Origin of the sequence: Pseudomonas sp. Root71 (genome assembly GCF_001429045.1) — a bacterium.
Lineage (GTDB): Bacteria > Pseudomonadota > Gammaproteobacteria > Pseudomonadales > Pseudomonadaceae > Aquipseudomonas > Aquipseudomonas monachiensis.
In genome coordinates this window covers 21435-42655 of sequence record NZ_LMHY01000005.1, presented here as the reverse complement: position 1 = coordinate 42655, position 21221 = coordinate 21435, and the positions used below count along the sequence as shown (strand labels likewise).

Here is a 21221-nt window from a genome sequence, read left to right as displayed (position 1 = left end):
TGACTTTGCCTTTGCCCCGTCAAAAATGGTCCACCACATGCTGCTCACCCGAATTCGAACGAATATACGTAAGGCATCAATGAAAAACGCCGCGATCAAATGTTCGCAGCGTCTGACTTCATACGAATGACATTGGCGGCGCTGGCAGAGCCATCGAGCCAAAAGGACAAGTCTGAGTATTGCTTGAACAGATCCGGCGGCAGGATGGTGCGCCGGGCCTGGACGGCAACCTTGGGCCTGACCTTGTGCAGGCCGTTCACCCCGAGGGCTTGATCGAATTCCGGGGCGTCGTATGCCAGGTTTTCGAAGTCGTGCTCGAACCAGGGTTCGTCGACAAAGTCGTAGACCAGCCGCAGCACCCGCTCCGGAGCCTGGGTCAACAAGTCATAGTCGATGATCAGCAAGGAGTCGGCATGTTCGCCGTAATAGGCTTCCTTGAGCGCCGCCCAGGCAAATCCCACCAGCCGATTGCGCTGGGCCAGGGTTTCGCAACGGCTATAGACGGTGTTGCGCTCGACGGCATCGCCGAAGAGCTTGGTGTTTTCATAGGGATTGGCGCGGTAAAGCCGCTCGATGCTGTCCATGATCCAGGCAACATTGCGCACACAGGCAATCACCTTGGCCCTGGGAAACAGATCGTTGATGGCCGGCAGCCGGGCGCTCCAAAGACGGTTGGTGTCGAACACCACCGATTTGTCGGCCTTGTCGGCGTAGAAGGAGTCAAACAGGCCGCGCAACAGGCGGCGGCGCATGTCGGTGTCGATCACCGCGCCGAACTCGCTGCCAGCGCTGCACTGCTCCAGAACACCGGAAAACAGGGAACCCACCGGGCTGGTCATTCCGGCATGGAAACGCGGGTTCTGCAACAGGATTGCAGAAAGCAGGGTCGAGCCCGAGCGCGGCAAACCGGAAATGAAATGAAAATGGTGCAAGTCCCTTCACCGTTTTGATAGTCCTTTGTAGGACAAAGCGTAGTCGATCGATAACGCCTCGACTAGTGGTGTTTTGATATCAATTTGAAGCTAAACCGACCTGATACCGAGCTTTGCGCAACCAGTGAAGGACTTTAACGACGACAACCCTGGGGAAGCGTCCATCGGACAAAACAACCTCGCCACGACACCCACGATCTACGTCTACGCTGTGACGTGGCGTGACCGAGCCACGCAAAGAAAAGGAGTCGACACCCCCAGGTGCCTGGCAGCCGCGTGGCGCGCCAACCACCAACCTGAAGGATGAGGATTCATGGAAGTATTTATCGGCACTATCCAGCCTTTCGCCTTTGATTTCGCCCCCCAGAACTGGGCCCTTTGCAATGGCCAGACGTTGAGCATTGCGCAATGGAGTGCATTGTTCTCGCTGATTGGCGTGAACTACGGCGGCGACGGCCAGACCACCTTCATGCTACCCAACCTGCAAGGCCGCTTACCCATGGCCCAGGGCACCGGTACCAATCTCAGCCCGCGCACCATTGGCGAGATTTCCGGTACCGAAAACGTCACCGCGACCATCGGCAATATGCCCAACCACACCCACCTGTTGTCCGGACTGACCGCCACCACTACCCTGCAACTGGCCAATCCCTCGAGCAATCCCGTAAACGCGCCAACGGCAACCAACTCCTTCATCGGCGCTTCGAGCGGCGGACCAGGGACGGCGAATATCTACTCCGATCAACAAGGAGCGTCGGCGGTGGCACTCAAGGGCGTGAGCACCACCGTCACCGGAGAGATTGCCTCCACGGGCGGAGCCCAGCCCATGAGCGTGATGAACCCGTTCCTGGTCATCAACTTCAGCATCGCCCTGCAAGGGTATTTTCCATCGCGCGGCTGAAGATTCGCCGGGGGCCGCACGCCCCCCGGCACTGTTCATTTTTCGGAGCCTGATCATGTTGCAAGCGGTTCAAAGCCATCATTTCCAGGCCCTGCTGGGCCAGACCGTCGCCCTACGCCTGCCCGACGGCAGTGAATTGCCGATGCAGATCGAACACCTTGAAGACTCACCCGGCGCCCGCATGCGCAACAGTGAGCGCATGCCATTCAGTGTCGAGCTCAACAGCCTGGTCCCGACCGATTTTGTGGACGGTCTATGCATGCTGCAATTGCCGGAATTGGGCGAAGTGGAAAACATTTTCGTTTCCCGGGTGCCTTCGATGGGACGTGATCCGCAGCGAGGCTACTTCTACATCGCCTTCAACTGACCCTTTCTGGCTCGCAGTGCCTTCAGCCTTGCGGATACCACACCAGCCGTTGTGCCGCGACGTTGTATTCCTGCACTGCAAAGCCCAGCGCCAGGTAATGCGCAAGCGCATGGGGATTGCTGGCCCAGACCACCGTCGCCACCGGGCAACGAATCTGTTGGGCGGCTTTCTGCACCCCCTGCAATACCGCCCGCCCATACCCCTGCCCCCGCGCCGCCGGGATGAAGGCCAGATACAGCACGCGAATCTCGTTCGGCCCGAAATCAGTGCTCAATGCGCCGATCGCAGTACCAAGCTTCTCAACCACGTAATGCATGGCATTGGGGAAGTTTTCACCCAGTCCTTGCTCCTGTACCTGGAACTGCTGGGCCACAACCTGCTCGACCACCTCCACACTGTCGTCGATCCATTGCAGGTCCGGTCGGGCCGATTGATACAGGCGCTGCAAAAAAGGCCCATCACTGGCTAGCGAAGGCCGTACCACCAAACCTTCGGCTGCCACAGCACTGCTGTTCGCCATCGTCGCTCTCCTTAAAAACCGCTTTCCCTGACCCCCAGCGCCGCCACGCGTCGCCAGGCGCCCCCCAATAAAGACTCGCCACCGCCCTGCAACACGACCACGCCACGCAACGGCTGCACCGGCGTCGGCGCCGGTTCGAGGGTCATCAACCGCGCGCCGTATTGCGCCTGTACCGGCTCGGCCCGTTGATGCTGATCGCGACGCACGGCAATCGGTCCGTGGTGATCGGAAGTCAGTGCCTCCTGATCGACAAACGCCACCCCGTTGGTGTCGATTTCGCTCAATTGCACCGCAATCGCCGGGTGCATCGGATCATCGGCGATAAACCGTCCGGTAGCGCCCGGTACCACGCGCCAGAGCTCTGCCTCGGCCAGATAGCCGCGCAAGCGCACGCCGTCCTCGACCACCCTGGCCAGCGGCTCCCGGGTCGACAGCCAGCGCCCCACCGTCCATTGCGACAGCAGGTCACGCACGGTGCCGGCATGGGGGGCACGCAATAGCAACCGCTCGCGCTGAGCCGCCAGCCCTCGGTATTCGGCGACCGCTTCGGCCAGGCGCTGCTCGACGATGGCGGCATCAGAAGCCGTTTCGCTGCGGCCGGCCTGTCGGCGCATTTGCAACTGCTGAATCTCGATTTCCCGGCGCGCAATAGCCTGGCGCGAATCGAGATCCGGGGACTCCAGCTCGATCAGGACTTCGCCCTGCGCCACCGACTGTCCGTCATGCACCTTCACGGCTTTGATCCGTGCCGCCACTGGCGCGTGCAAGGTGCTGACCCGGCCCGCTTCCAGCATGGCCGGCACCTCGACGGCACTGCGCCAAGGCAGGATAAGCACCGATAACAGTCCGAGCAGCACCAGGCTGCTGAGCAGCACCCGCGGTCCATGCGCCTGCTCGCGGCGGCTCCACCACTGGCGCCACTCACTCATGATGGGCACAAAGATGAACCAGACCAGCTCCACCAGCATCAGGAAAATCCCCAACACCTTGAAAAACAGGTGATAGACCGCCAGAGCGATCCCAAAAAACAATGCCGCGCGCCATAACCACGAGCCATACCCCCAGATCAGCAAACGCCGTTGCATTGTCGGCGACCAAGGCTCCGGCGCCGCTGCGCCGTAGCCGAATAAAAACTCGCGCAGACGCCACCGGCACAGGGCAAACGCCCGACCTTGCAGGTTATCGACCTGCCAGAAATCGCTGAGCAAAAAATAACCGTCAAAGCGCATGAACGGGTTGAGATTGACCACCAATGTGGTGATCCACGTGGCACTGGCGAGCATGAACGCCGCGGTGCGGGCGGGACCGTCGGGCAGCAACGACCACGCCAGCAAGGCAATGCACGCCAACAGCAACTCCGCCAGCACGCCGCCCGCGCCAATCAGCAACCGGGCCTTGCGATCATTGACCCGCCAGGCATCGCTGACATCGGTATAGAACATCGGCAGCAGCACCATGAACGCCACGCCCATGCTCTGCACCCGACAACCGGCGCGCTTGGCCATGAACGCATGACCGAATTCGTGGCAGAGCTTGGCGAAGAACAGGGACACGCCAAAAGCCAATGCACCGCCAAGGCTGAACAAATGCGGAAACGTCGCGATAAATCGCTGCCAGTCCCGCGACACCAGAAACACCCCTAACCCCAGCACAGCGGGTAATCCATAGCGCAGCGCTTGCGGGCCAAAGCGCTCCAGCCAGGGCCAGGCGCGATTGAGAAAACGCTCGGGGCGCCACAGCGGAATACGAAAAAACAGGTACTGATGCAGCAACACTTGCCACAGGCTCCGGCGCTGGGCATCCGCTTTAACGCTGTAACTGGCACGCTGCTGGGGATCGAGGGCGGTAATCAGATCGTGACTGCGCAAAAAAACCAGCAACTGCTCCAGATCCGCAGCGTCCAGCGCCAGTCCCGGTTCGCGATTGGCCGCTTGCAGGACCTGCTCGGGCTCACCCAGCGACCAGTGGCGCAACAAGCGCATCGCCGTCGTACCGAGCTTGAAGTAACGCCCCCGCACCGGGTCGGCCAGCGTCCAGCTGGGCGCACCGTCCAGCGCCGGCGCTGCCGGGGACAATTGCAGGTCGGCACGCAGACCGGGCAGGTTCACTTACAAGCCCACGCTCTGACGTAAACCGGCCAACGGTCGACGCAGCAGGTACAACGCCAGCGGCGCCCTGTCACCGAAGATTTTTGCCGTGCCGCGCAAACCGATGCGCGGAGGCGGCGCGTCGAAATTCGCATCCAGCCGATAAGCCAATTGCCCGCCCGCCGTGGGTTGCGCTTCATAAGCCGAACGTTCGAGCCTGGCCAGATGCCGTTGCAGCGGATCACTGTCGAGGAACAGGGCGACTTCAGCGCCGGGCTCCAGGGATATCGCGTCCCCCACCGCCAGCTCGATACGCAATTGCGCCTGGGTCGGATCGGCGATTTCCATCAGTCGCTCGCCGGTCTGCACCGGCTTGCCAGTCCAGCGTTCGGCATCGGCAAACACCGCAATGCCATCGCGCTCGGCGCGCACTTCGCTGCGCTTGAGCAGTTCACGGGCGTAATCTCGCTCGGCGCGTTTCTGCTCAACCCGGGCAGCCAGCAAATCCAGTTTCGAACTGGACTCGGCATCGGCGAACGAACGCTGGGAGTTGGCCTTGAGCTCCGCCTCGGCAACCCCGAGGGCACGTTCGGCGACATCAGCCTGGGCCTTGAGCGTGGTGCTTTCGAAGCGCAGCAGCAGATCGCCGGCCTTCACCGTCTGATTGGGTTTGACCAGGAACTCGGCAATCACACCGTCCAGTGGTGCGGCCACGACCCGCCCCCCCAGCGGCACCACTTCGGCCGGTGCCAATACGGACTGGCGCACCGGGATGAACAGCCCGAGCAATAGCAACGCGACCAGCAGCGCCTGGCGTTTGCGGGTCCAGCGCAGACGCCATGGCTTGCGCGGTTGCAATGCCTGCCAGGCGTGGCTGTAGGTATCGCCCAATTGCGCCAGCAGGACTTGTTCGGCAGGGTTCCACGCAACATCCCGGGCCAGCCACAACCCGCCGAACACCTCGCCCTGGCGATCGATCAGCGGCAGCCAGAACACCTGCGCAGCCGACAGGCTTTGCCATTCATCCTGCAGCGACTCGCTGAGGACATCGGCGGCAACGACCCGCGCCTGCTGCAACTGTTCGCCCTTGAACAACTGCGCCACTGCCTGCTCGACGAACGCTACAAAGGGTGAGTTCGGCTCCACCGTACTGACACCGGTCACGGCCTGCACCTTGCCGGCGATCAACAGTGCCGCATGGCGAAAACCAAACAGTGCCTGGCCATCATTGACCAGGCTGTAGGCCAATTGGGCGGGCGTTTGGGCTGCGCGGGTCTGGCGCTCAAGATCAAGGAAACGTGCGAATACCTGTTCGGCACCGCCGCTCACCGGCGCGTTCACCTGGACTCCGCGAAATGCGCCGTGCCGCTCATGCCGGCCAGCAGCCCGCTGGCGTCGGGCACGCTGGCCACCAGCAGCAGGGTCTGGCTGCCTTCATCGATTCGTGCGCCCAGGCGCTTGACTGTCGCGTCCAATGGCTTGCCGGTTTCATCGGGGACAAAGCTGAAGGTCTGGCCGGGCTTGAGTCGGGCCATCCAGCGCGAGGGCACCAGCAGGTGGATTTCCAGGGTGCGATTGTCGACCACGTCCAGCAATGGTGCACCGGCAGGTACGCTTTCATAGCGCTGTACCTTGCGCTCGACGACCTGGCCATCGAACGGCGCCAGCACGCTGCAGCGCTTGACCTGCACTTGATACACCTGGGACTGCGCCTGGGTTTCGCTGACTTTGGCCTCGGCACGTGCCACTTCGAAACGCCCGACCGAGTTCAGCGCGGCCAGTTGCCGGTTGTGCGCCAGCTCTTCACCCGCGCCACGGCTGGCCGCTTGAGCGGCATTGAGCTGCGCCTGATAGGCCGAGCAATCGAACCGCGCCAGGGTATCGCCCTTCTTGAACGATTCCCCCTCGCTGAACGGCAACTCGACAATCCGCCCAGGCACCTCACTGGCCAGTACGGCCTGATCCCGGGCCCGCAATACACCGCGAGCCTCGGTGCTGGTCGCAGCACTGGCGCCTGCATCCATTTGCGCAAGCGGATCGTCTGCCCCAGGCGTTTGCGCCTGGACAACGCTTGCGACGAAGACCAACCCCAACACACAGAAAATCCGCATGACCGTACTCCCTTTCGGATCAATCGAGTCTACGGCAGCGGTGACTAGCGTCAAGCAGATGGCCATCATTCCCTGCGTATTAACGCTGCGCGGTCTCGGTCAACGGATACACCGACTCCCACCCCCCACCCAAAGCCTTGTACAACCCGACGGCCGCCAGCGACACGCCGGTCGAACTCTCGACCCACTGCTCCTGAGTCGCCAACAACGCCCCTTGCACAGTGAGTACGGTGACGAAATCCACCACACCCTCAACGTACTGCTGTTGCGCGGTGTCCAGAGCAATGCGGTTCTGGCGCACGGCTTCGGCCAGGCTGTCGCGGCGCAACTGGCTGGCGTTGTAGGCGGTCAACTGGTCATCGATTTCATGCCAGGCGCGCAATACGGTTTGCTGATAGGCGATAGCGGCTTCCTGTTGTTGTGCTTCGCGTAACTCGAGTACGCCACGCAAGCGGCCTCCGTCGAACAACGGCAAGCTGAACTGCGGGCCGATCCCGAACGAACGCGAACCCCAGGAGCCGAAGTCGCTCAGTTGCATGGCCTGGGAACCGATGTTCCCCGACAGGGTGATTCGCGGATAGAAATCGCCCTTGGCCACGCCAATGCTGGCTGTGGCGGCATGCAGCCGCGCTTCGGCCTGGCGAATGTCCGGCCGACGAGCAGCCAGTTGCGATGGCAGGCCAATGGCGACCTGACGCGGAGTCTGTGGCACCGGTGCGTCTGTGGATAACTCCGTCGCCAATGCCTGGGGCGGTTCGCCCATCAACAGACTCAAGGCGTTGATCAGTTGCCACTGGCACTGCTCCAGTGCGGGCAGGCGCGATTCGATGGCCGCCACCTGCGCGGCAGCTTCGGCGACATCCAGATCCGTCGCGACGCCGTCGGCCAGGCGCAACTGCGAGAGCTTCAGACTATGGCGGGCAACGTCGAGATTCTGTTCGGTGACGAGCCGGGTGTTCTGCACACCGCGCAGTTGAATGTAGTCCTGGGCGGTTTCGGCCAGCACCGACAGCAGCACGCCGCGTCGGTCGTTCTCGGCGACTTCCAGGTTGGCGTCGGCCGCTTCGGTTTCCCGCCGCACGCGCCCCCAGAAATCCAGCTCCCAGGAGGCGGAAAAGCCGGCATCCCACAGGTTGAAGGCGGATTGGCCGTTGTGTCCTGACGGGTCGTTCAGGCCTTCTCCACTGTTGCGGTTGCGTCCGTAACGACCGCTGGCCGCCGTGCTGGGGTAGCGCTCGGCGGTGATGACCTGACGCACTGCGCGACTTTGCTGCAAGCGGCTGCTGGCCAGCTTCAGGTCGAGGTTGTCGGTCAGGGCGCGTTGGCTCAGGGCCGAAAGTTTGGGGTCGTGGAACACCTCCCACCAGCGCTCGGTCATCGTTTCGGCGATGGCCTGGCTGGCGGCTGCCCTTGATGGTTTTGACCATTCGGCGATTGGCTGTGCCGCAGGCTTGTGGAAGTCCGGGCCGACGGTGCAGGCTGACAGGCTCAGCACAAGCAAGACAGAAAAAATCAGGCGAGACTGATGACCTCTTCGCGAGCAAGTCGGATCGCCGCATATCTTCATCGCTGAACAACCTCTTTCGCCTTGGCGGTGGCCGTATCAATACTCGCCTCCACCGACATCCCCACCCGCAAGCGCTCGGCCAGCGACTGTCCCGGCTCCAGCACGATCTTCACCGGTATCCGCTGCACCACCTTGGTGAAGTTGCCGGTGGCGTTGTCCGGTTTGACCGCGGCAAACGTCACCCCCGTGGCCGGTGCAATGCTTTCGACACGACCGTTCAATGCCGCACCGCCCAGACTGTCGACGCGCACTTGCACAACCTGCCCCGGCTGCACATCCGTCAGTTGGGTTTCCTGGAAATTGGCCATCACGTATGCCTGCGCCAGCGGCACCACCGCGAGGATTTTGCTGCCCGGCGTGACGTAGGCGCCGACCCGCACCGCGCGTTCGCCGACCATGCCGTCCTGAGGCGCGACGATCCTCGTATAGGACAACTCGTAGCTGGCCATTTCCAGCTTCGCTTGCGTCCGTTTCAGCCCCCCTTCGGCCCCATCGCGCTGGGCCGTGAGGATCTCCACCTGCTTGCGTTCCGCCGCCAGTACTGCCGTAGCGTTGGCCAGCCGTGCGGAGGCCTGGTCGATGCGTGTTTTTGCCTGTTGTGCGTTTTGCACCGTGCCGGCGCCCACCCCGGCGAGGTGGTTGTAGCGGCTCAGTTCGTGCTCGGCAAAGGCCACTTCCGCCTTGGCCGAAACCACCGAGGATTGCGCCTGGGCAATCACTGACGCCTGGCGCTCGAGGGTCGCCCGGGCGTTTTGCAGTTGCGCCCTGGCCACCAGCGTTTCGGCATCGGCGGCCTCGGCGGCGGCGCGTAGATCCCGGTCGTCGATCAGTGCCAGCAACTGCCCGGCCTTGACCTGCTGGTTGTCCTCCACCAGCACTTGCTTGATAAACCCGGCAACCCGCGGCACCACCAGGGTGAAATCCGCTGAGACGTAAGCATCGTTGGTGTTCTGCCGGGTACGCTTGCCGAACAGGCCGGGCATCGCCAGGTACAGCAACACGCCGACGGCCAACGCGGCGGCCACGGCCACCGCGACTTTCTGTTTTGCTTGAGTGTTCATAAAAGCCTTCTGTATCAGTGGAGCATTCAGGTCGGTGCGCGCGGTGGAAAGATCCGCGTCGGCAGCCAGAAAATCAGCAGGATCAAGGTCACGGCGAGCCCGGCCATGCACAGGTAAAGATCAGAGGAAGTGAGCACCACGGCTTGCTCATGCAGACGATGAGCGAGACTTGCGCTGTCGTGCTCGGCCAGCGGCGAATTGCCGAGGCGATCGACCAGCATGGTCGAGTGAAAATGCAGGCGTGCCGTGGTCAACGCCTCGATCACCCCGGTGGCGATGACCGCCGACAGGCCTTTGACGGTGTTGAACCAGGCCGATGCGAACGGCCCTTCCATCGGGTTGATGCTGCCGGTGGACAGCATCAGCAGCGGCAACACTGCCATGGGCTGACCGAAAATCTGCAGCCATTGCAGCACATAGAAATCGTCGCGAATCCACGCGGACGTCAGTTGCGAGCCGCCGACGCACGACAGCGCCAGCATGCTCAGGCCGATGCCCAACACCCAGCGGCAATCGACCCAGCGAAAGTTGCACAGCGCCGCCACCAACGGCAGCGCAATCAATTGCGGCAGCGCCGCCAGCAGCATGATCGGCGCGGTCTGCACCGGGCGATAACCCTGGACTTGCGCCAGGTAGCTGGACGGAATAATGATCACCGCCTGCAACACCACCAGTACGCCCGCCAGGGTCAGCAGGGCGAAAGACAGGTTACGGATACCGAGCATCTGCATCTTGAAAAACGGAATCGGCTGCGACCACTCGCCGGTCAAAAACAGCACCAGCAACAACAGCCCGCCGCCGAGCAATCCGCAGATCAGGCTGGACTCGAACCAGTCCAGGCGGTTGCCCTGCAGGATGCCGATCACCAGCATGCAGATGGCGGGAAAACCCAGCAGCACACCGCGCCAGTTGAAGGACTTGAAGCGCTCCAGGCGCAGCGGATCCCGGGGCAAGCCGTACGCCACCGCGGCCATGGCAATCAGGCACGGCGCGATTATCTGCCAGAAGGTCCATTGCCAGCCGACATATTCGGTCCACAACCCGGCCAACGGCGTGCCCAGGCCCGGGCCGAACGTCGCCGTCAGGGCATAACCGGCCAGGCCATACAACTTCACGTTGGCGGGCAGAAATCGCAGGGCCACGGTCATCAGCATGGGTGGCAATGCACCGCCCGCCAGGCCTTGCAGGGTGCGCAGCAACAACAGGCTTTCGTAATTCGGGGCGAAGGGGCACAACACACCCAGCAGGGTGAACAGGCTGATGGCGCACAGGGTGAAACGCCGCAACGAGAACGTCACCGCACACCACGGCGCGAAGGCCATGGCCGCTACGGAAGTCGCGGTGTAACAGGCCACCAGCCAGGTGCCTTCGTCGTAGCCGATGGCCAGCGCACCACGGATGTCGGCCAGGGCGACTTTGGTCACCATCTCGTTCAGGCCCGACACCAGCACCGCCAGCAACACGCCCACCAGGCCGATGATGATCCGCGGGCCGAAGACGGGTGGAGCGGCTGCCATGCTGGCCGCAGCAACAGGTGCCGTGACCGTAAGGGAAGTCATGTACTGCAAGCTCCGGCGTGGAAAGACCGAAGCATTCTAGGAAGCGTAATGCCTGACGAAAATCAACTTATCGGCAGGTTATAAGTGCGCCTTACGCAACAATACAAAACCCCTTGTGGGAGCGGGCTTGCTCGCGAAGGCGTTGGGTCAGTCGGTATCAATGTTGAATGACAAATCGCATTCGCGAGCAAGCCCGCTCCCACAGGGGGAAATTGCGCTCGACCTCAGTCCGGCTGCGCAGCCAGCCACGTCTCATCGCAACACGCCTTGAGCGTCTCACGCAACCAGCGATGGGCCGGATCCTTGTCGAAACGCGGGTGCCAGGCCTGGGTCAGCATCAAGGTCGGCAACGGGATCGGCAAGTCGAACGAGCGCAGCTTCAGGCCGAGCCGTCGCACACTCAGCAAGGCTTCCTTGGGCACCGGCAGAATCAGGTCGGAATCGGGCAAGGCAAACATTGCCGCATGAAAGCTCGGCGCGATCACCGCCACCCGCCGCTCCAGCCCCAGGGCATTGAGCGCGGTATCGATCGGCCCCCGGGCAATGCCGCGCCGGGACATGCTGATATGCGAGAAGCCCGCATAACGCTCTGCCGTGATCTCATCGTCCAGCAGCGGATGATCCTCGCGCACCAGACCAACGAAGTGGGTGGAAAACAGGTTCTGAATCTTCACTTCCGGGGTCAACGGCCGGGTGTTGCTGACGCTCAGATCGATCCGCCCTTCGCGCAACGCCTCATCATCGCCATCGCCTTCCGGGACGAAACGCAGTTCGCAGTGCGGCGCCTGCCGATCAAGGGTGTCGAACAACTTGCCGCCGTAGACACCGACAAAGAAGTCGTTGGCCCGAATACTGAACCGCCGCCGCAGCGAGCTCAGCTCCACCGCATCGGCCGAACGAAACAGCAACCCGGCCTGCTCCACCACACTGCGCACCTGCTCGCGCAACTCCAGCGCCTTGGGGGTCGGCACCAGGCCACGACCGGCGCGCACCAGGATCGGATCGCCAATGGCTTCACGGATGCGCGTCAACGTCCGGCTCATGGCCGCCGGGCTCAGATTCATCCGCCGCGCCGCGCCGACCACACTGCCCTCGTCGAGCAAGGCGTCGAGGGCGACCAACAGGTTCATGTCTGGGAGTTGCATGGTGAGCACTCATGGCTGATCTTGGTTGAGTCAAATGCAATGCTAGCAAACATCCTCCGAATGATGCTTTGACTGTACCGGCCTCTTCGCGAGCAGGCTCGCTCCTACAAGGGATCCAAGGTGGTCGCAAAATTTGTGTACGACAAAGAACCAATGTGGGAGCGAGCCTGCTCGCGAAGACGGCCGTGCAGTCACCACATCCATCTGCACCGCCCCAGGTGCGCGACTCGAGCCACTATCAGTTCTGATAGTTATCTAGTTGGGTTCAAGCGAGTAAAACATTAAGCCATATCCCACTTCCGCGAAGCTCCCCGATATGAGTCAGGCCAAACCTGTTGATCAGCAGCCCCCCAGCCAGCAACGCCCGGTCTTGCTGGCAGTAGATCTCAAAAACTCGGTATTGATCGAAGTCGATGCGGGCAATCTTAATCTCATTGCGTACTCGCCCTATGGCCAGCAATCGTCACAACTTGGGGTCATGACGCGGCTAGGGTTTAACGGCGAATTACGTGAGGTCAAACCTGAATGGTATTTGTTGGGTAATGGTTACCGTGCTTACAACCCGCAGTTGATGCGCTTTCAGAGCCCGGACAGTTTGAGTCCATTTGAAAAGGGTGGGTTGAATGCGTACATGTATTGCGGCGGGGAGCCGGTGATGAATTCTGATCCGACGGGGAAATCGATATGGGCGTTCTCCAGAGCTTTGCAGCGGCTCACCGAACGGGTGACCAATGTTGCTACGCAAACTGTCAAGACGACGGCCTATGCGACAAAAAACGCAATAAATAGCACCACTAGCCTTATTGGTAGCAGCGCTTCAAAGATGTCCGCCGCACTAGGAAACGCCAAAAAGTCCGTCATTGCTGCCACGGTAGGGAGTGAGCCATTTCCTGTTCCACCAAGTCGTGTAGTTTCACCTCCGATATCGCAGAGCACTGCTTCACGCTCGTTTGGATACTCACATCGACCCAATCAGGCCAGGCAACAAATAAATTCTGCTCAAGAAAAACCTGCCGTCTCTACTTTTCGTGGTCGAACAAAAGCGGAAAAACCTCAAATCCAATCCTCTAACTACGACCATGTACAAACGAATTTTGACGCAAGGCAGCACACTTCTCTGCTGAACAAGGGGACCGGGGAAGTTGTCGCAATCATTCGTACAACTTAGAAGCACGTGACTCTCATGAAGACTCCCAAAATGACTCAGCGCAAAACCGTTGATTCAAACAACCAAACCTGGCAACGCACCGTGCTGCTGGCAACCGACCGCAGCCAAACGACATATTGCTTGTCCATGCGGTGTTTGCGATAGAGCGTCGCAAACACCGTAGAATCTATTCCAACATTCAGATTTAACACGGCGAAGTTTCTACTTCACCGCACCATCCCCCACCGCCTAACCGTCACCCGCTCCAACGAATCAAACACCAGGTTCTCCACCAGCAACCCAATCAGAATCACCACCGCCAACCCGGCAAACACCTTGTCGGTGTACAGCTCATTGCGATTCTGAAAGATGTACCAGCCCAACCCGCCCTTGCCGCTGGTCGCACCAAACACCAGCTCGGCAGCAATCAACGTCCGCCAGGCAAACGCCCAGCCGATTTTCAGCCCGGCGAGAATTGACGGCAGTGCCGCCGGAATCAGGATGAACAGCACGAAACGCATGCCCTTGAGGCCGTAGTTGCGCCCGGCCATGCGCAGGGTTTCCGAGACGCCGAGGAAGCCGGCGTAGGTGTTCAGCGCCAGTGCCCAGAGCACCGAATGCACCAGCACGAAAATCAGGCTGTTCTGGCCCAACCCAAACCACAACAGCGCCAGTGGCAGCAGGGCGATGGCCGGCAAGGGGTTGAACATCGAGGTCAGGGTGCTAAGCAGATCGCGACCGAATTGCGTCGACACCGCCAGTGTCGTCAGGGCAAACGCCAGGACGATGCCGATCAGGTAACCCTTGAGCAACACCACCAGGGAAATCCATACCTTACCCAGCAATTCACCGCTGAGCAGGCCGTCGTACAAGGCGTATGCGGTTTGCACAAAACCCGGCAGCAGCAGGTCGTTGTTCTGATACCGCGCAACAGCTTCCCAAAGCACGGCGAGCAAAATCAGGATCAGGGTTTTGCGCAACCAACCTTGTTGCCACAGTCGTTGGCCCAGGGGTAATTCCCGCTCCAGCGGCACGCTGGTCAGCGGCTGCAAAACCGTTTCGAACTCTTCACGCGGGGATGATAAATGGCTCATCGGGCCCTCCTCTCAACTGGCTCAATAAGCGATGCGGATGTCGGCGAAATCCAGTTCATGCTCGGCTTGCGGTGATTGGCCTTCGTCGAACAGCAGCCGGTGAATACGTCGCGCCGATTCCTGAAACGCTACACCGCCGAGGCTGTGCAAATCGTATTGGTGGCTGTGGACTTGCGCCCTCACCCGGCCCGGATGGGGCGACAGCAACAGAATGCGATTGCCCACCACCAGCGCCTCTTCGATAGAGTGCGTGACGAACAGCAGCGTGAAGCGCACTTCCTCCCAGAGCAGCAGCAATTCTTCCTGCATCTTGCGCCGGGTCAGGGCGTCAAGAGCGGCGAAGGGTTCGTCCATCAACAGGATTTTCGGCTGCATCGCCAGCGCACGGGCGATGGCGACCCTGGCCTTCATCCCGCCTGACAAGGTGTGCGGATAGGCATCGGCAAACGCCGCCAGGCCGACCTTTTCCAGATAGTGCAGCGCTCGCTCTTCGGCCTCCCTGCGCTTGAGGGTTTTCGAGGCCAGCAGTGGAAACATCACGTTCTGCTTCACGGTTTTCCACGGCGGCAGTTGGTCGAACTCCTGGAACACCACGATCCGGTCAGGTCCCGGCGCATCGACGCGCTGGCCTTGCAGACGGATCTCGCCTTCCACTGGCTGGATGAAGCCGGCGGCGGCCTTGAGCAACGTCGACTTGCCACAACCGGATGGCCCGAGCAGGACAAAGCGGTCCGCCGGATCGATCTCGAAACTGACTTGATGGGTCGCCCGCACTACCCGCTGCGGGGTGCGGTATTCGAGGCTGACGTTATCGACCGATAGCAGCGCCTGGGCTGCCGCGATCGGTTTGCTGACCGTGTGGCCTTGCAAAGGGGCATTCATGTCGGTCAGCTCCCTTGCAGCGGCTTGGCGTCCTGGAAGAAGTAGTCCTTCCATGAATCCGGTTTGTTTTTGATCGCGCCGACGCGGTAGAGGAACTCGGCCAACGGGTAAGTGTTCTTCGGCGTGACGCTGAATTCGAACTGCGGGTTGTCGATGATTTTCAGCAACGCGGCGCGGTCGATTTTGGCCTTGGTAACGCGGATATAGGTGTCGGCTGCCGCGCCCTTGTCGTTCTGGGCAAACGTGGCCGCTTCGGTCAGCGCATCAATGAATGCCTTGTAGGTTTTCGGATTCTCATTGCGGAATTTCTCGGTGGCGAACAGCACCGTCGGCGAGTTCGGACCGAGCAGGTCATAGGTGTTCAGCACCACGTGCACGTTGGGATTGGCCAGTTCCTGATCCTGGAACGGCGGGTTGGAAAAGTGCCCGCTCAGCTCGGTGCCGCCGGCTACCAGCGCTGCCGTGGCATCAGGATGTGGAACGGCGATGGTGTACTTGTCGAGGCGATTGAACTCCTTGTCGCCCCACTGTCTGGCCGCCGCGTATTGCAGGAAGCGCGACTGCACCGACACACCCACCGCCGGCACCGCGATACGGTCCTTCTCGGTGAAGTCGGCGATGGTTTTGACTTTCGGATTATTGCTCACCAGGTAGTACGGAAAGTTACCCAGGGAAGCCACGGCTTTTACGTTCTGCTTGCCGTGGGTGCGATCCCAGATGGTCAGCAGCGGGCCGACACCGGCGCCGGCAATGTCGATCGAGCCCGACAGCAACGCATCGTTGACCGCCGCGCCGCCGGAGAGCTGGGTCCAGTCGACCTTGATATCAATACCTTCCTGCTTGCCATACTTCTCGATCAGGTTCTGATCGCGCACCACATTGAGCAGCAAGTAAACGATGCCGAACTGTTCGGCAATGCGGATTTCACCTTCGGCGTGGGCCACGGTCGGCGCCACCAGGCTGCCGGCGACCAGGCTGAACCCCAGGCCGATGGCCGCGGCCAGCGGTGCGAATGGAAGACGTTTGGACATAATCAGATCTCCGGCAAATCAGAAAGGCGCGTCGCCCTGGATGGTGGTGCGATACAGCTTGCGGCGCAGATGGCTGGGGCATCCGGCGGCGAGGTGGATCAGCGAACGGTTGTCCCAGAACACCAGGTCATGGGGCTGCCATTGATGGCGGTAGATGTTTTGCGGCAGCACGCTGTGGGCGTAGAGCTCGGTCAGCAGTTGCTGGCTCTCGTCTTCCGGCAGGCCAACGATACGGGTGGTGAACCCTTCGCTGACGAACAACGCCTTGCGGCCGTTTTCCGGGTGGGTTCGCACCACCGGATGCACCACTTCGGCGACCTGAGCGAGTTGCTCCGGGGTCAGGGTCGGACGCCAGTTGCCTTCGAACTTGGTCTCGCTGTAACGCGCCGTGTAGGAGTGCGCCGCCGAGCGACCCTCCACGGCTTTGCGCAACGCGAGCGGCAGGCTGTCCCAGGCTTTGTGCATATCGGCGAACAATGTGTCGCCACCTTCCGACGGCAGCTCCTGGGCATGCAGCATCGAGCCCAGGCTCGGCAGCTCCTTGTAGGAGAGATCGGAATGCCAGAACTTGCCGGCGTCGCCGAGACCGATGTTCTGGCCGTTTTCGACAATGTTGGACACGATGAGGATTTCCGGATGCCCCGCCAGCAGGAACTGCTTGAGCACATGGATCTGCAACACGCCAAAACGGCGACTGAAATCGATGTGTTGTTCAGGGGTGATGCGCTGGTCGCGGAACACCACCACGTGATGGTCCAGGTGCGCACGGTGAATGCGTGCGAAATCCTGATCATTGATCGGGCGGGACAGGTCGAGACCGATGATCTCGGCGCCCACCGCTCCGCTGAACGGGCGGACTTCAAAGAATTGCGGCGCGATGTTTGGCGAAGCTGAAGCTGCAGACATAAATCACTCCCACGCACGGCACGCTCAAAGGCGCGCGCGTCGATCAGAAACTCACGGAGGTCCCGTGTTGGTTCGTGTCGTGCGGCGCGCCGATTGGTCGGCAGGTACGCAGGAGATTAACTTTATAGATATAAGAATTGAAATTTAAATACCGTTAACGAATAACTATATGGCGATTGCTAAGGGAATGGAGGAATCGCGGTGTGACGTTATTTGTCACTTTCTGACAGGGTTGTGGTGTTTGGGCGGACGCTATCGCGAGCAAGCTCGCTCCCACAGGGGTCAGTGGAAACACAAAAATTGCGTTTCAACACAGATCGACTGTGGGAGCGAGCTTGCTCCGGGCGGCGTTCCGACGATGAGGTCATTAGCCTTGATGAAGATTACCGCTCGTGCAGGGCCTCGGCCCGTGCGCGAATGATCGGCTTGAGCAGGTAGCTGAGGACGGTCTTCTTGCCGGTGATGATGTCCACCGAAGCCACCATCCCCGGAATGATCAGCAACGGCTTTTCATCGGTGCCCAAGTGGCTGCGGTCGGTGCGCAGCTTGATGATGTAGTAAGTAGTCTTCTTGTCTTCATCGGTGATGGTGTCGGCGCCGATCTGCTCCAGCTTGGCCTTCAACCCGCCGTAGATGGTGTAGTCATAGGCGGTGAATTTCACCGTCGCTTCCTGCCCAGGATGCAGGAACGCGATGTCCTGCGGGCGGATCTTCGCCTCGACCAGCAAGGTGTCGTCCAGTGGCACGATTTCCACCAGGTCGCTGCCCGGCTGGATAACCCCGCCGATGGTATTGACCAGCAGCTTGTTGACGATGCCCCGCACTGGCGAAGTGACCAGCGTCCGGCTGACCCGATCCTCCAGGGCCTTACCGGTGGCCTGGGCCTTGTTCAGGTCGGTGCGCGCTTCGTTGAGTTGGGTCAGGGCTTCGCTACGGAACTTGCCACGGGTTTCATCGACCTTGCGCTGCACTTCCTTGATTGCCGACTCGGCACGCGGAATGGCCAGGGTGGTGGCGTCGAGCTGACCACGGGTCTCCGCTTCGGCACGCCTGAGGCGCAGAACTTCCACCGGCGATACCGCGCCCTGGGCCACCAACGGCTCGGACATGCTGATTTCCTGACGCTGGAAGCCCAATTGCTGGCGATACTGGGCCTGCTTGGACGTGAATTCGCGCAGCTCTTGCTGGCGCTGGATCAACTGTTCCTGCAAGCCGCCAATCTCGTCGTGCAACTGTTGGCGGCGGCTTATATAGAGCGATTCTTCACTCTTGGCCTGACCCGGCACGGCCTTGAGCACATCCTCGGGGAAGTTCAGCGGGCGATCCTCGACCTCGGCGCTCAGGCGTTCTACCCGCAGCAGCATCGACAACCGATCAGCCTCGGTTTCACCGACGTTCGAAGCAAATCGCGTGTCGTCCAGGCGAATCAGCGGTGCGCCGGCTTCAACGATCTGGCCTTCCTTGACGAACAGCTCGGCAACGATACCGCCTTCAAGGTTCTGGATTTTCTGGATCTTCGACGATGGGATCGCCTTGCCGTCGCCCTTGGTCACCTCGTCGATTACCGCGAAGTTGGCCCAGAGCATCAGGAACACAAAGAACGCAATGATCGCCCAGATCGTCAGTCGCACCACCCGTGGCGCATCCTCGATCAACGCCTTGTTGACCTCAGGTAGCGGCTGGCCCTGAAGTGAAGCAGTGCCTTTGAAGTAGCGACGGATCGAATCCTTACCCGACTTAAGCAACACTGATCTGCCCCTTCTTCAATGCTTCCATCACCGCGGCTTTCGGGCCGTCGGCGAGTATCTGCCCGCGGTCGACCACGATCAGCCGATCCACCAGCGACAACAGCGATGCCCGGTGCGTCACCAGCACCATGGTCTTGTTTTCGATCACCGCCGCCAGGCGCTGTTTGAGGCGCTCTTCGCCGGTGTTGTCCATGGCGCTGGTCGGCTCGTCGAGCAGCAGGATCGGCGGGTTGAGCAACAATGCACGGGCCAGGGCGACGTTTTGTCGTTGACCACCGGACAGGTTCTGCCCGCGCTCACCGACTTGCAGCTCATAGCCCTGCGGATGCAGGCGCGCATATTCGTGGACGCCGGCCAGCTCTGCGGCTTGCAGCACCAGTTCGTCCTCGACATACCGCGCGCCGGAAACCAGGTTGTCGCGCAAGGTGCCGGCGAGCAATTGAATGTCCTGTGGCACGTAGCCGATGTTGTAGCGCAGCTCGCTGACGTCGATCTGGCGGATATCCACTCCATCGACCAACAGCGCTCCGTCATCTGGTTGGTACAACCCCACCAGCAATTTCGCCAACGAGCTCTTGCCCGAGCCGCTTCGGCCAATGATGCCGACCTTCTCGCCGGGACTGATCGACAGGTTGATGTTCTTCAGCGCCAGGTTCTGCTGTTGCGGGTAGGTGAAGTTGAGTTGGCGGCACTCAATGCCGCCCTGCAGCACCTTGCGGCTGAGCGGACGTTCTTCGAAATTGCGCTCCTGTGGCAGCTCCATCATCTGGTCGACCGAGGTCATGGTCACCCGCGCCTGCTGATAACGAGTCAGCAGCCCGGACAGCGACGCCAGCGGGCTGAGTGCACGGCCACTGAGCATGTAGCAGGCAATCAGGCCGCCCATGCTCAGGTGACCGTCGATGATCTGGTACACGCCGAAGACGATCATGATCACCCCGGCCAGCTGCTGGATCAGCAAGGTGATGTTCATCGCCAGGCCGGAGAGCATTTTCACCCGCAACTCAAGACGACTGAGGGTGCCGATGGTCTGTTCCCACTGATACTGGCGTTCGCTTTCGGCGTTGTTGACCTTCACCGCATCCAGGCCGGCCAGGGTTTCGATCAGGCTAGACTGACGCTCGGCCCCCAGCGCCATGGTCCGCTCCATGGTCGCCACCAGGGGTTTCTGCAAGGCATAGCCGATGGCCAGGGCGATCGGGAATGCCAGTACCGGTATCCACACCAAGTGCCCGCCGAGGATCGCGATAACGATAAAGATCAGAATCGTGAACGGCAGGTCGATCAGGCTGGTGAGGGTCAGCGAGGCGAGGAAGTCCCGCAGGCTCTGGAACTCATGGATGTTCTGGGCAAAGCTGCCGACCCGCGCCGGCCGGTATTTCATGGCCATGCCGACGATGCGCTCGAACAGCGTGGCCGAGATGATCAGGTCGGTTTTCTTGCCGGCCAGATCCAGGCACAGGCTGCGCAGGCTTTTCAGGATCAGGTCGAAGAGGTAGGCGCCCGTGATGCCGAGTGCCAGCACCCAGAGCGTCGCTTCGGCCTGGTTCGGCACGACGCGGTCGTAGACGTTCATCACGAACAACGGCGCGGCCATGGCAATGATGTTGATCAGAAAACTGGCGGCGATGGCGTCCGCGTACAACCAGCGCGAACGCTTGAGGGTATCGCGGAACCACGAGCGCGCACGCGGAATCAGCGTGCCGTGATTGACGTCGAACTTGTGCTGCGGCTGGGCGAAAAAGACCTTGCCGATATAGTCGTCGGCCAGCAGTTCACGGCTGACCAGAGACTCACCGCCATCGCTTTCGCTGAGCAGCACCCGCACCTGATCTTCGCCTTGCCAGCCGAGCAGGACGGCACTGCGACCGTCCTTGAGCAGCAACAATGCCGGCATGGCAATCGCCGGAACATCCTCCAGCTTGCGTTGCAGCACCCGGCCTTGCAGCCCCGCGCGAGCGGCCGCACGAGGCAGCAACTCAACAGTCAAGCGCTGCTCGAACAGCGGCAGGCCGGTGGTCAGCATTGCCGCGCTGGCAGGTTTCTGGTGCAGCATGCAAAGAGCGAGCAGACCATCCAGTAACGGATCGTCATGCAACGCGCGCGGATCATGAATGAGTTGAACCCGACTGACTTCTGATTCCACGCTCGGCACTCTTGGCT

At 61.0% G+C, this 21221-nt stretch carries 18 protein-coding genes; 3 read left to right on the top strand and 15 right to left on the bottom strand.

Annotation, left to right across the window (positions count from 1 at the left end; all coding sequences use genetic code 11):
- Positions 1–95: 95 nt before the first annotated feature.
- Entirely contained in the window at positions 96–932 is an 837-nt protein-coding gene (locus ASD95_RS06440; protein ID WP_056726993.1) for a sulfotransferase family protein, read from the bottom strand.
- A gap of 313 nt (positions 933–1245) precedes the next feature.
- On the opposite strand from ASD95_RS06440, the gene ASD95_RS06435 reads away from it, so the two are divergent.
- The gene (locus tag ASD95_RS06435) at positions 1246–1833 is read left to right on the top strand and encodes a phage tail protein (protein WP_056726994.1); all 588 of its coding nucleotides are present in this window, start codon (positions 1246–1248) and stop codon (positions 1831–1833) included.
- A gap of 55 nt (positions 1834–1888) precedes the next feature.
- The gene (locus ASD95_RS06430; RefSeq protein WP_056726995.1) at positions 1889–2200 is read left to right on the top strand and encodes a DUF6916 family protein; all 312 of its coding nucleotides are present in this window, start codon (positions 1889–1891) and stop codon (positions 2198–2200) included.
- Positions 2201–2222: 22 nt separating this feature from the next.
- Here ASD95_RS06430 and ASD95_RS06425 read toward each other — a convergent pair whose 3' ends face one another.
- The 8 genes from ASD95_RS06425 to ASD95_RS06390 all read right to left on the bottom strand — a co-directional run bounded on the left by ASD95_RS06425 (position 2223) and on the right by ASD95_RS06390 (position 12250).
- On the bottom strand, positions 2223–2720 hold the full coding sequence (locus ASD95_RS06425) for a GNAT family N-acetyltransferase (protein WP_056726996.1): 498 nt from the start codon (positions 2718–2720) through the stop codon (positions 2223–2225).
- Between the two features lie 11 nt (positions 2721–2731).
- Positions 2732–4828 (bottom strand): HlyD family efflux transporter periplasmic adaptor subunit, encoded by a 2097-nt coding sequence (locus ASD95_RS06420; protein ID WP_056726997.1) that lies wholly within the window; start codon positions 4826–4828, stop codon positions 2732–2734.
- Positions 4829–6148, bottom strand: a complete 1320-nt coding sequence (locus ASD95_RS06415; RefSeq protein ID WP_056726998.1) for an efflux RND transporter periplasmic adaptor subunit — start codon at positions 6146–6148, stop codon at positions 4829–4831.
- A complete protein-coding gene (locus ASD95_RS06410; protein WP_056726999.1) occupies positions 6145–6918 on the bottom strand; it encodes an efflux RND transporter periplasmic adaptor subunit in 774 nt (257 codons plus the stop codon). Before ASD95_RS06410 ends, ASD95_RS06415 begins: the two co-directional genes overlap by 4 nt.
- Before the next feature lie 79 nt (positions 6919–6997).
- Positions 6998–8485: an efflux transporter outer membrane subunit gene (locus ASD95_RS06405; protein WP_056727000.1), complete on the bottom strand. Its 1488-nt coding sequence runs from the start codon at positions 8483–8485 to the stop codon at positions 6998–7000.
- Positions 8482–9546 carry an HlyD family secretion protein gene (locus ASD95_RS06400; protein WP_056727001.1) on the bottom strand — a complete coding sequence of 355 codons (1065 nt, stop codon included), beginning with the start codon at positions 9544–9546 and terminating at the stop codon, positions 8482–8484. Before ASD95_RS06400 ends, ASD95_RS06405 begins: the two co-directional genes overlap by 4 nt.
- Before the next feature lie 26 nt (positions 9547–9572).
- Entirely contained in the window at positions 9573–11105 is a 1533-nt protein-coding gene (locus tag ASD95_RS06395) for an MFS transporter (protein ID WP_056727002.1), read from the bottom strand.
- A gap of 224 nt (positions 11106–11329) precedes the next feature.
- Entirely contained in the window at positions 11330–12250 is a 921-nt protein-coding gene (locus tag ASD95_RS06390) for a LysR family transcriptional regulator (RefSeq protein ID WP_056727003.1), read from the bottom strand.
- Between the two features lie 316 nt (positions 12251–12566).
- Between ASD95_RS06390 and ASD95_RS28400 the strand changes: the two genes are divergently transcribed.
- Positions 12567–13418 carry an RHS repeat-associated core domain-containing protein gene (locus ASD95_RS28400; protein WP_082563009.1) on the top strand — a complete coding sequence of 284 codons (852 nt, stop codon included), beginning with the start codon at positions 12567–12569 and terminating at the stop codon, positions 13416–13418.
- A 206-nt stretch (positions 13419–13624) separates the two neighbouring features.
- On the opposite strand, the gene ASD95_RS06380 is transcribed toward ASD95_RS28400, so the two are convergent.
- From ASD95_RS06380 to ASD95_RS06355, 6 genes are all read right to left on the bottom strand, one after another.
- Positions 13625–14491, bottom strand: a complete 867-nt coding sequence (locus ASD95_RS06380) for an ABC transporter permease (RefSeq protein WP_056727005.1) — start codon at positions 14489–14491, stop codon at positions 13625–13627.
- 21 nt (positions 14492–14512) lie between these two features.
- Complete coding sequence (locus ASD95_RS06375; protein ID WP_056727006.1) at positions 14513–15373, bottom strand: ABC transporter ATP-binding protein; 861 nt, start codon at positions 15371–15373, stop codon at positions 14513–14515.
- A 5-nt stretch (positions 15374–15378) separates the two neighbouring features.
- Positions 15379–16404, bottom strand: a complete 1026-nt coding sequence (locus ASD95_RS06370; RefSeq protein WP_056727007.1) for an ABC transporter substrate-binding protein — start codon at positions 16402–16404, stop codon at positions 15379–15381.
- 18 nt (positions 16405–16422) lie between these two features.
- A complete protein-coding gene (locus tag ASD95_RS06365; RefSeq protein WP_056727008.1) occupies positions 16423–17310 on the bottom strand; it encodes a TauD/TfdA dioxygenase family protein in 888 nt (295 codons plus the stop codon).
- Between the two features lie 383 nt (positions 17311–17693).
- Positions 17694–19058, bottom strand: a complete 1365-nt coding sequence (locus ASD95_RS06360) for an HlyD family type I secretion periplasmic adaptor subunit (protein ID WP_056727009.1) — start codon at positions 19056–19058, stop codon at positions 17694–17696.
- Complete coding sequence (locus ASD95_RS06355) at positions 19048–21204, bottom strand: type I secretion system permease/ATPase (protein ID WP_056727010.1); 2157 nt, start codon at positions 21202–21204, stop codon at positions 19048–19050. The genes ASD95_RS06360 and ASD95_RS06355 overlap by 11 nt, the downstream gene beginning before the upstream one ends.
- Positions 21205–21221: the final 17 nt, after the last annotated feature.

Bases quoted from the DNA above. Each gene is read 5' to 3' on its own strand.
- ASD95_RS06435 (WP_056726994.1), top strand. From the start codon at position 1,246: ATGGAAGTATTTATCGGCACTATCCAGCCTTTCGCCTTTGATTTCGCC.
- ASD95_RS06375 (WP_056727006.1), bottom strand. From the start codon at position 15,373: ATGAATGCCCCTTTGCAAGGCCACACGGTCAGCAAACCGATCGCGGCA.
- ASD95_RS06430 (WP_056726995.1), top strand. From the start codon at position 1,889: ATGTTGCAAGCGGTTCAAAGCCATCATTTCCAGGCCCTGCTGGGCCAG.
- ASD95_RS06380 (WP_056727005.1), bottom strand. From the start codon at position 14,491: ATGAGCCATTTATCATCCCCGCGTGAAGAGTTCGAAACGGTTTTGCAG.
- ASD95_RS06425 (WP_056726996.1), bottom strand. From the start codon at position 2,720: ATGGCGAACAGCAGTGCTGTGGCAGCCGAAGGTTTGGTGGTACGGCCT.
- ASD95_RS06405 (WP_056727000.1), bottom strand. From the start codon at position 8,485: ATGAAGATATGCGGCGATCCGACTTGCTCGCGAAGAGGTCATCAGTCT.
- ASD95_RS06365 (WP_056727008.1), bottom strand. From the start codon at position 17,310: ATGTCTGCAGCTTCAGCTTCGCCAAACATCGCGCCGCAATTCTTTGAA.
- ASD95_RS28400 (WP_082563009.1), top strand. From the start codon at position 12,567: ATGAGTCAGGCCAAACCTGTTGATCAGCAGCCCCCCAGCCAGCAACGC.
- ASD95_RS06390 (WP_056727003.1), bottom strand. From the start codon at position 12,250: ATGCAACTCCCAGACATGAACCTGTTGGTCGCCCTCGACGCCTTGCTC.
- ASD95_RS06370 (WP_056727007.1), bottom strand. From the start codon at position 16,404: ATGTCCAAACGTCTTCCATTCGCACCGCTGGCCGCGGCCATCGGCCTG.
- ASD95_RS06410 (WP_056726999.1), bottom strand. From the start codon at position 6,918: ATGCGGATTTTCTGTGTGTTGGGGTTGGTCTTCGTCGCAAGCGTTGTC.
- ASD95_RS06400 (WP_056727001.1), bottom strand. From the start codon at position 9,546: ATGAACACTCAAGCAAAACAGAAAGTCGCGGTGGCCGTGGCCGCCGCG.
- ASD95_RS06395 (WP_056727002.1), bottom strand. From the start codon at position 11,105: ATGACTTCCCTTACGGTCACGGCACCTGTTGCTGCGGCCAGCATGGCA.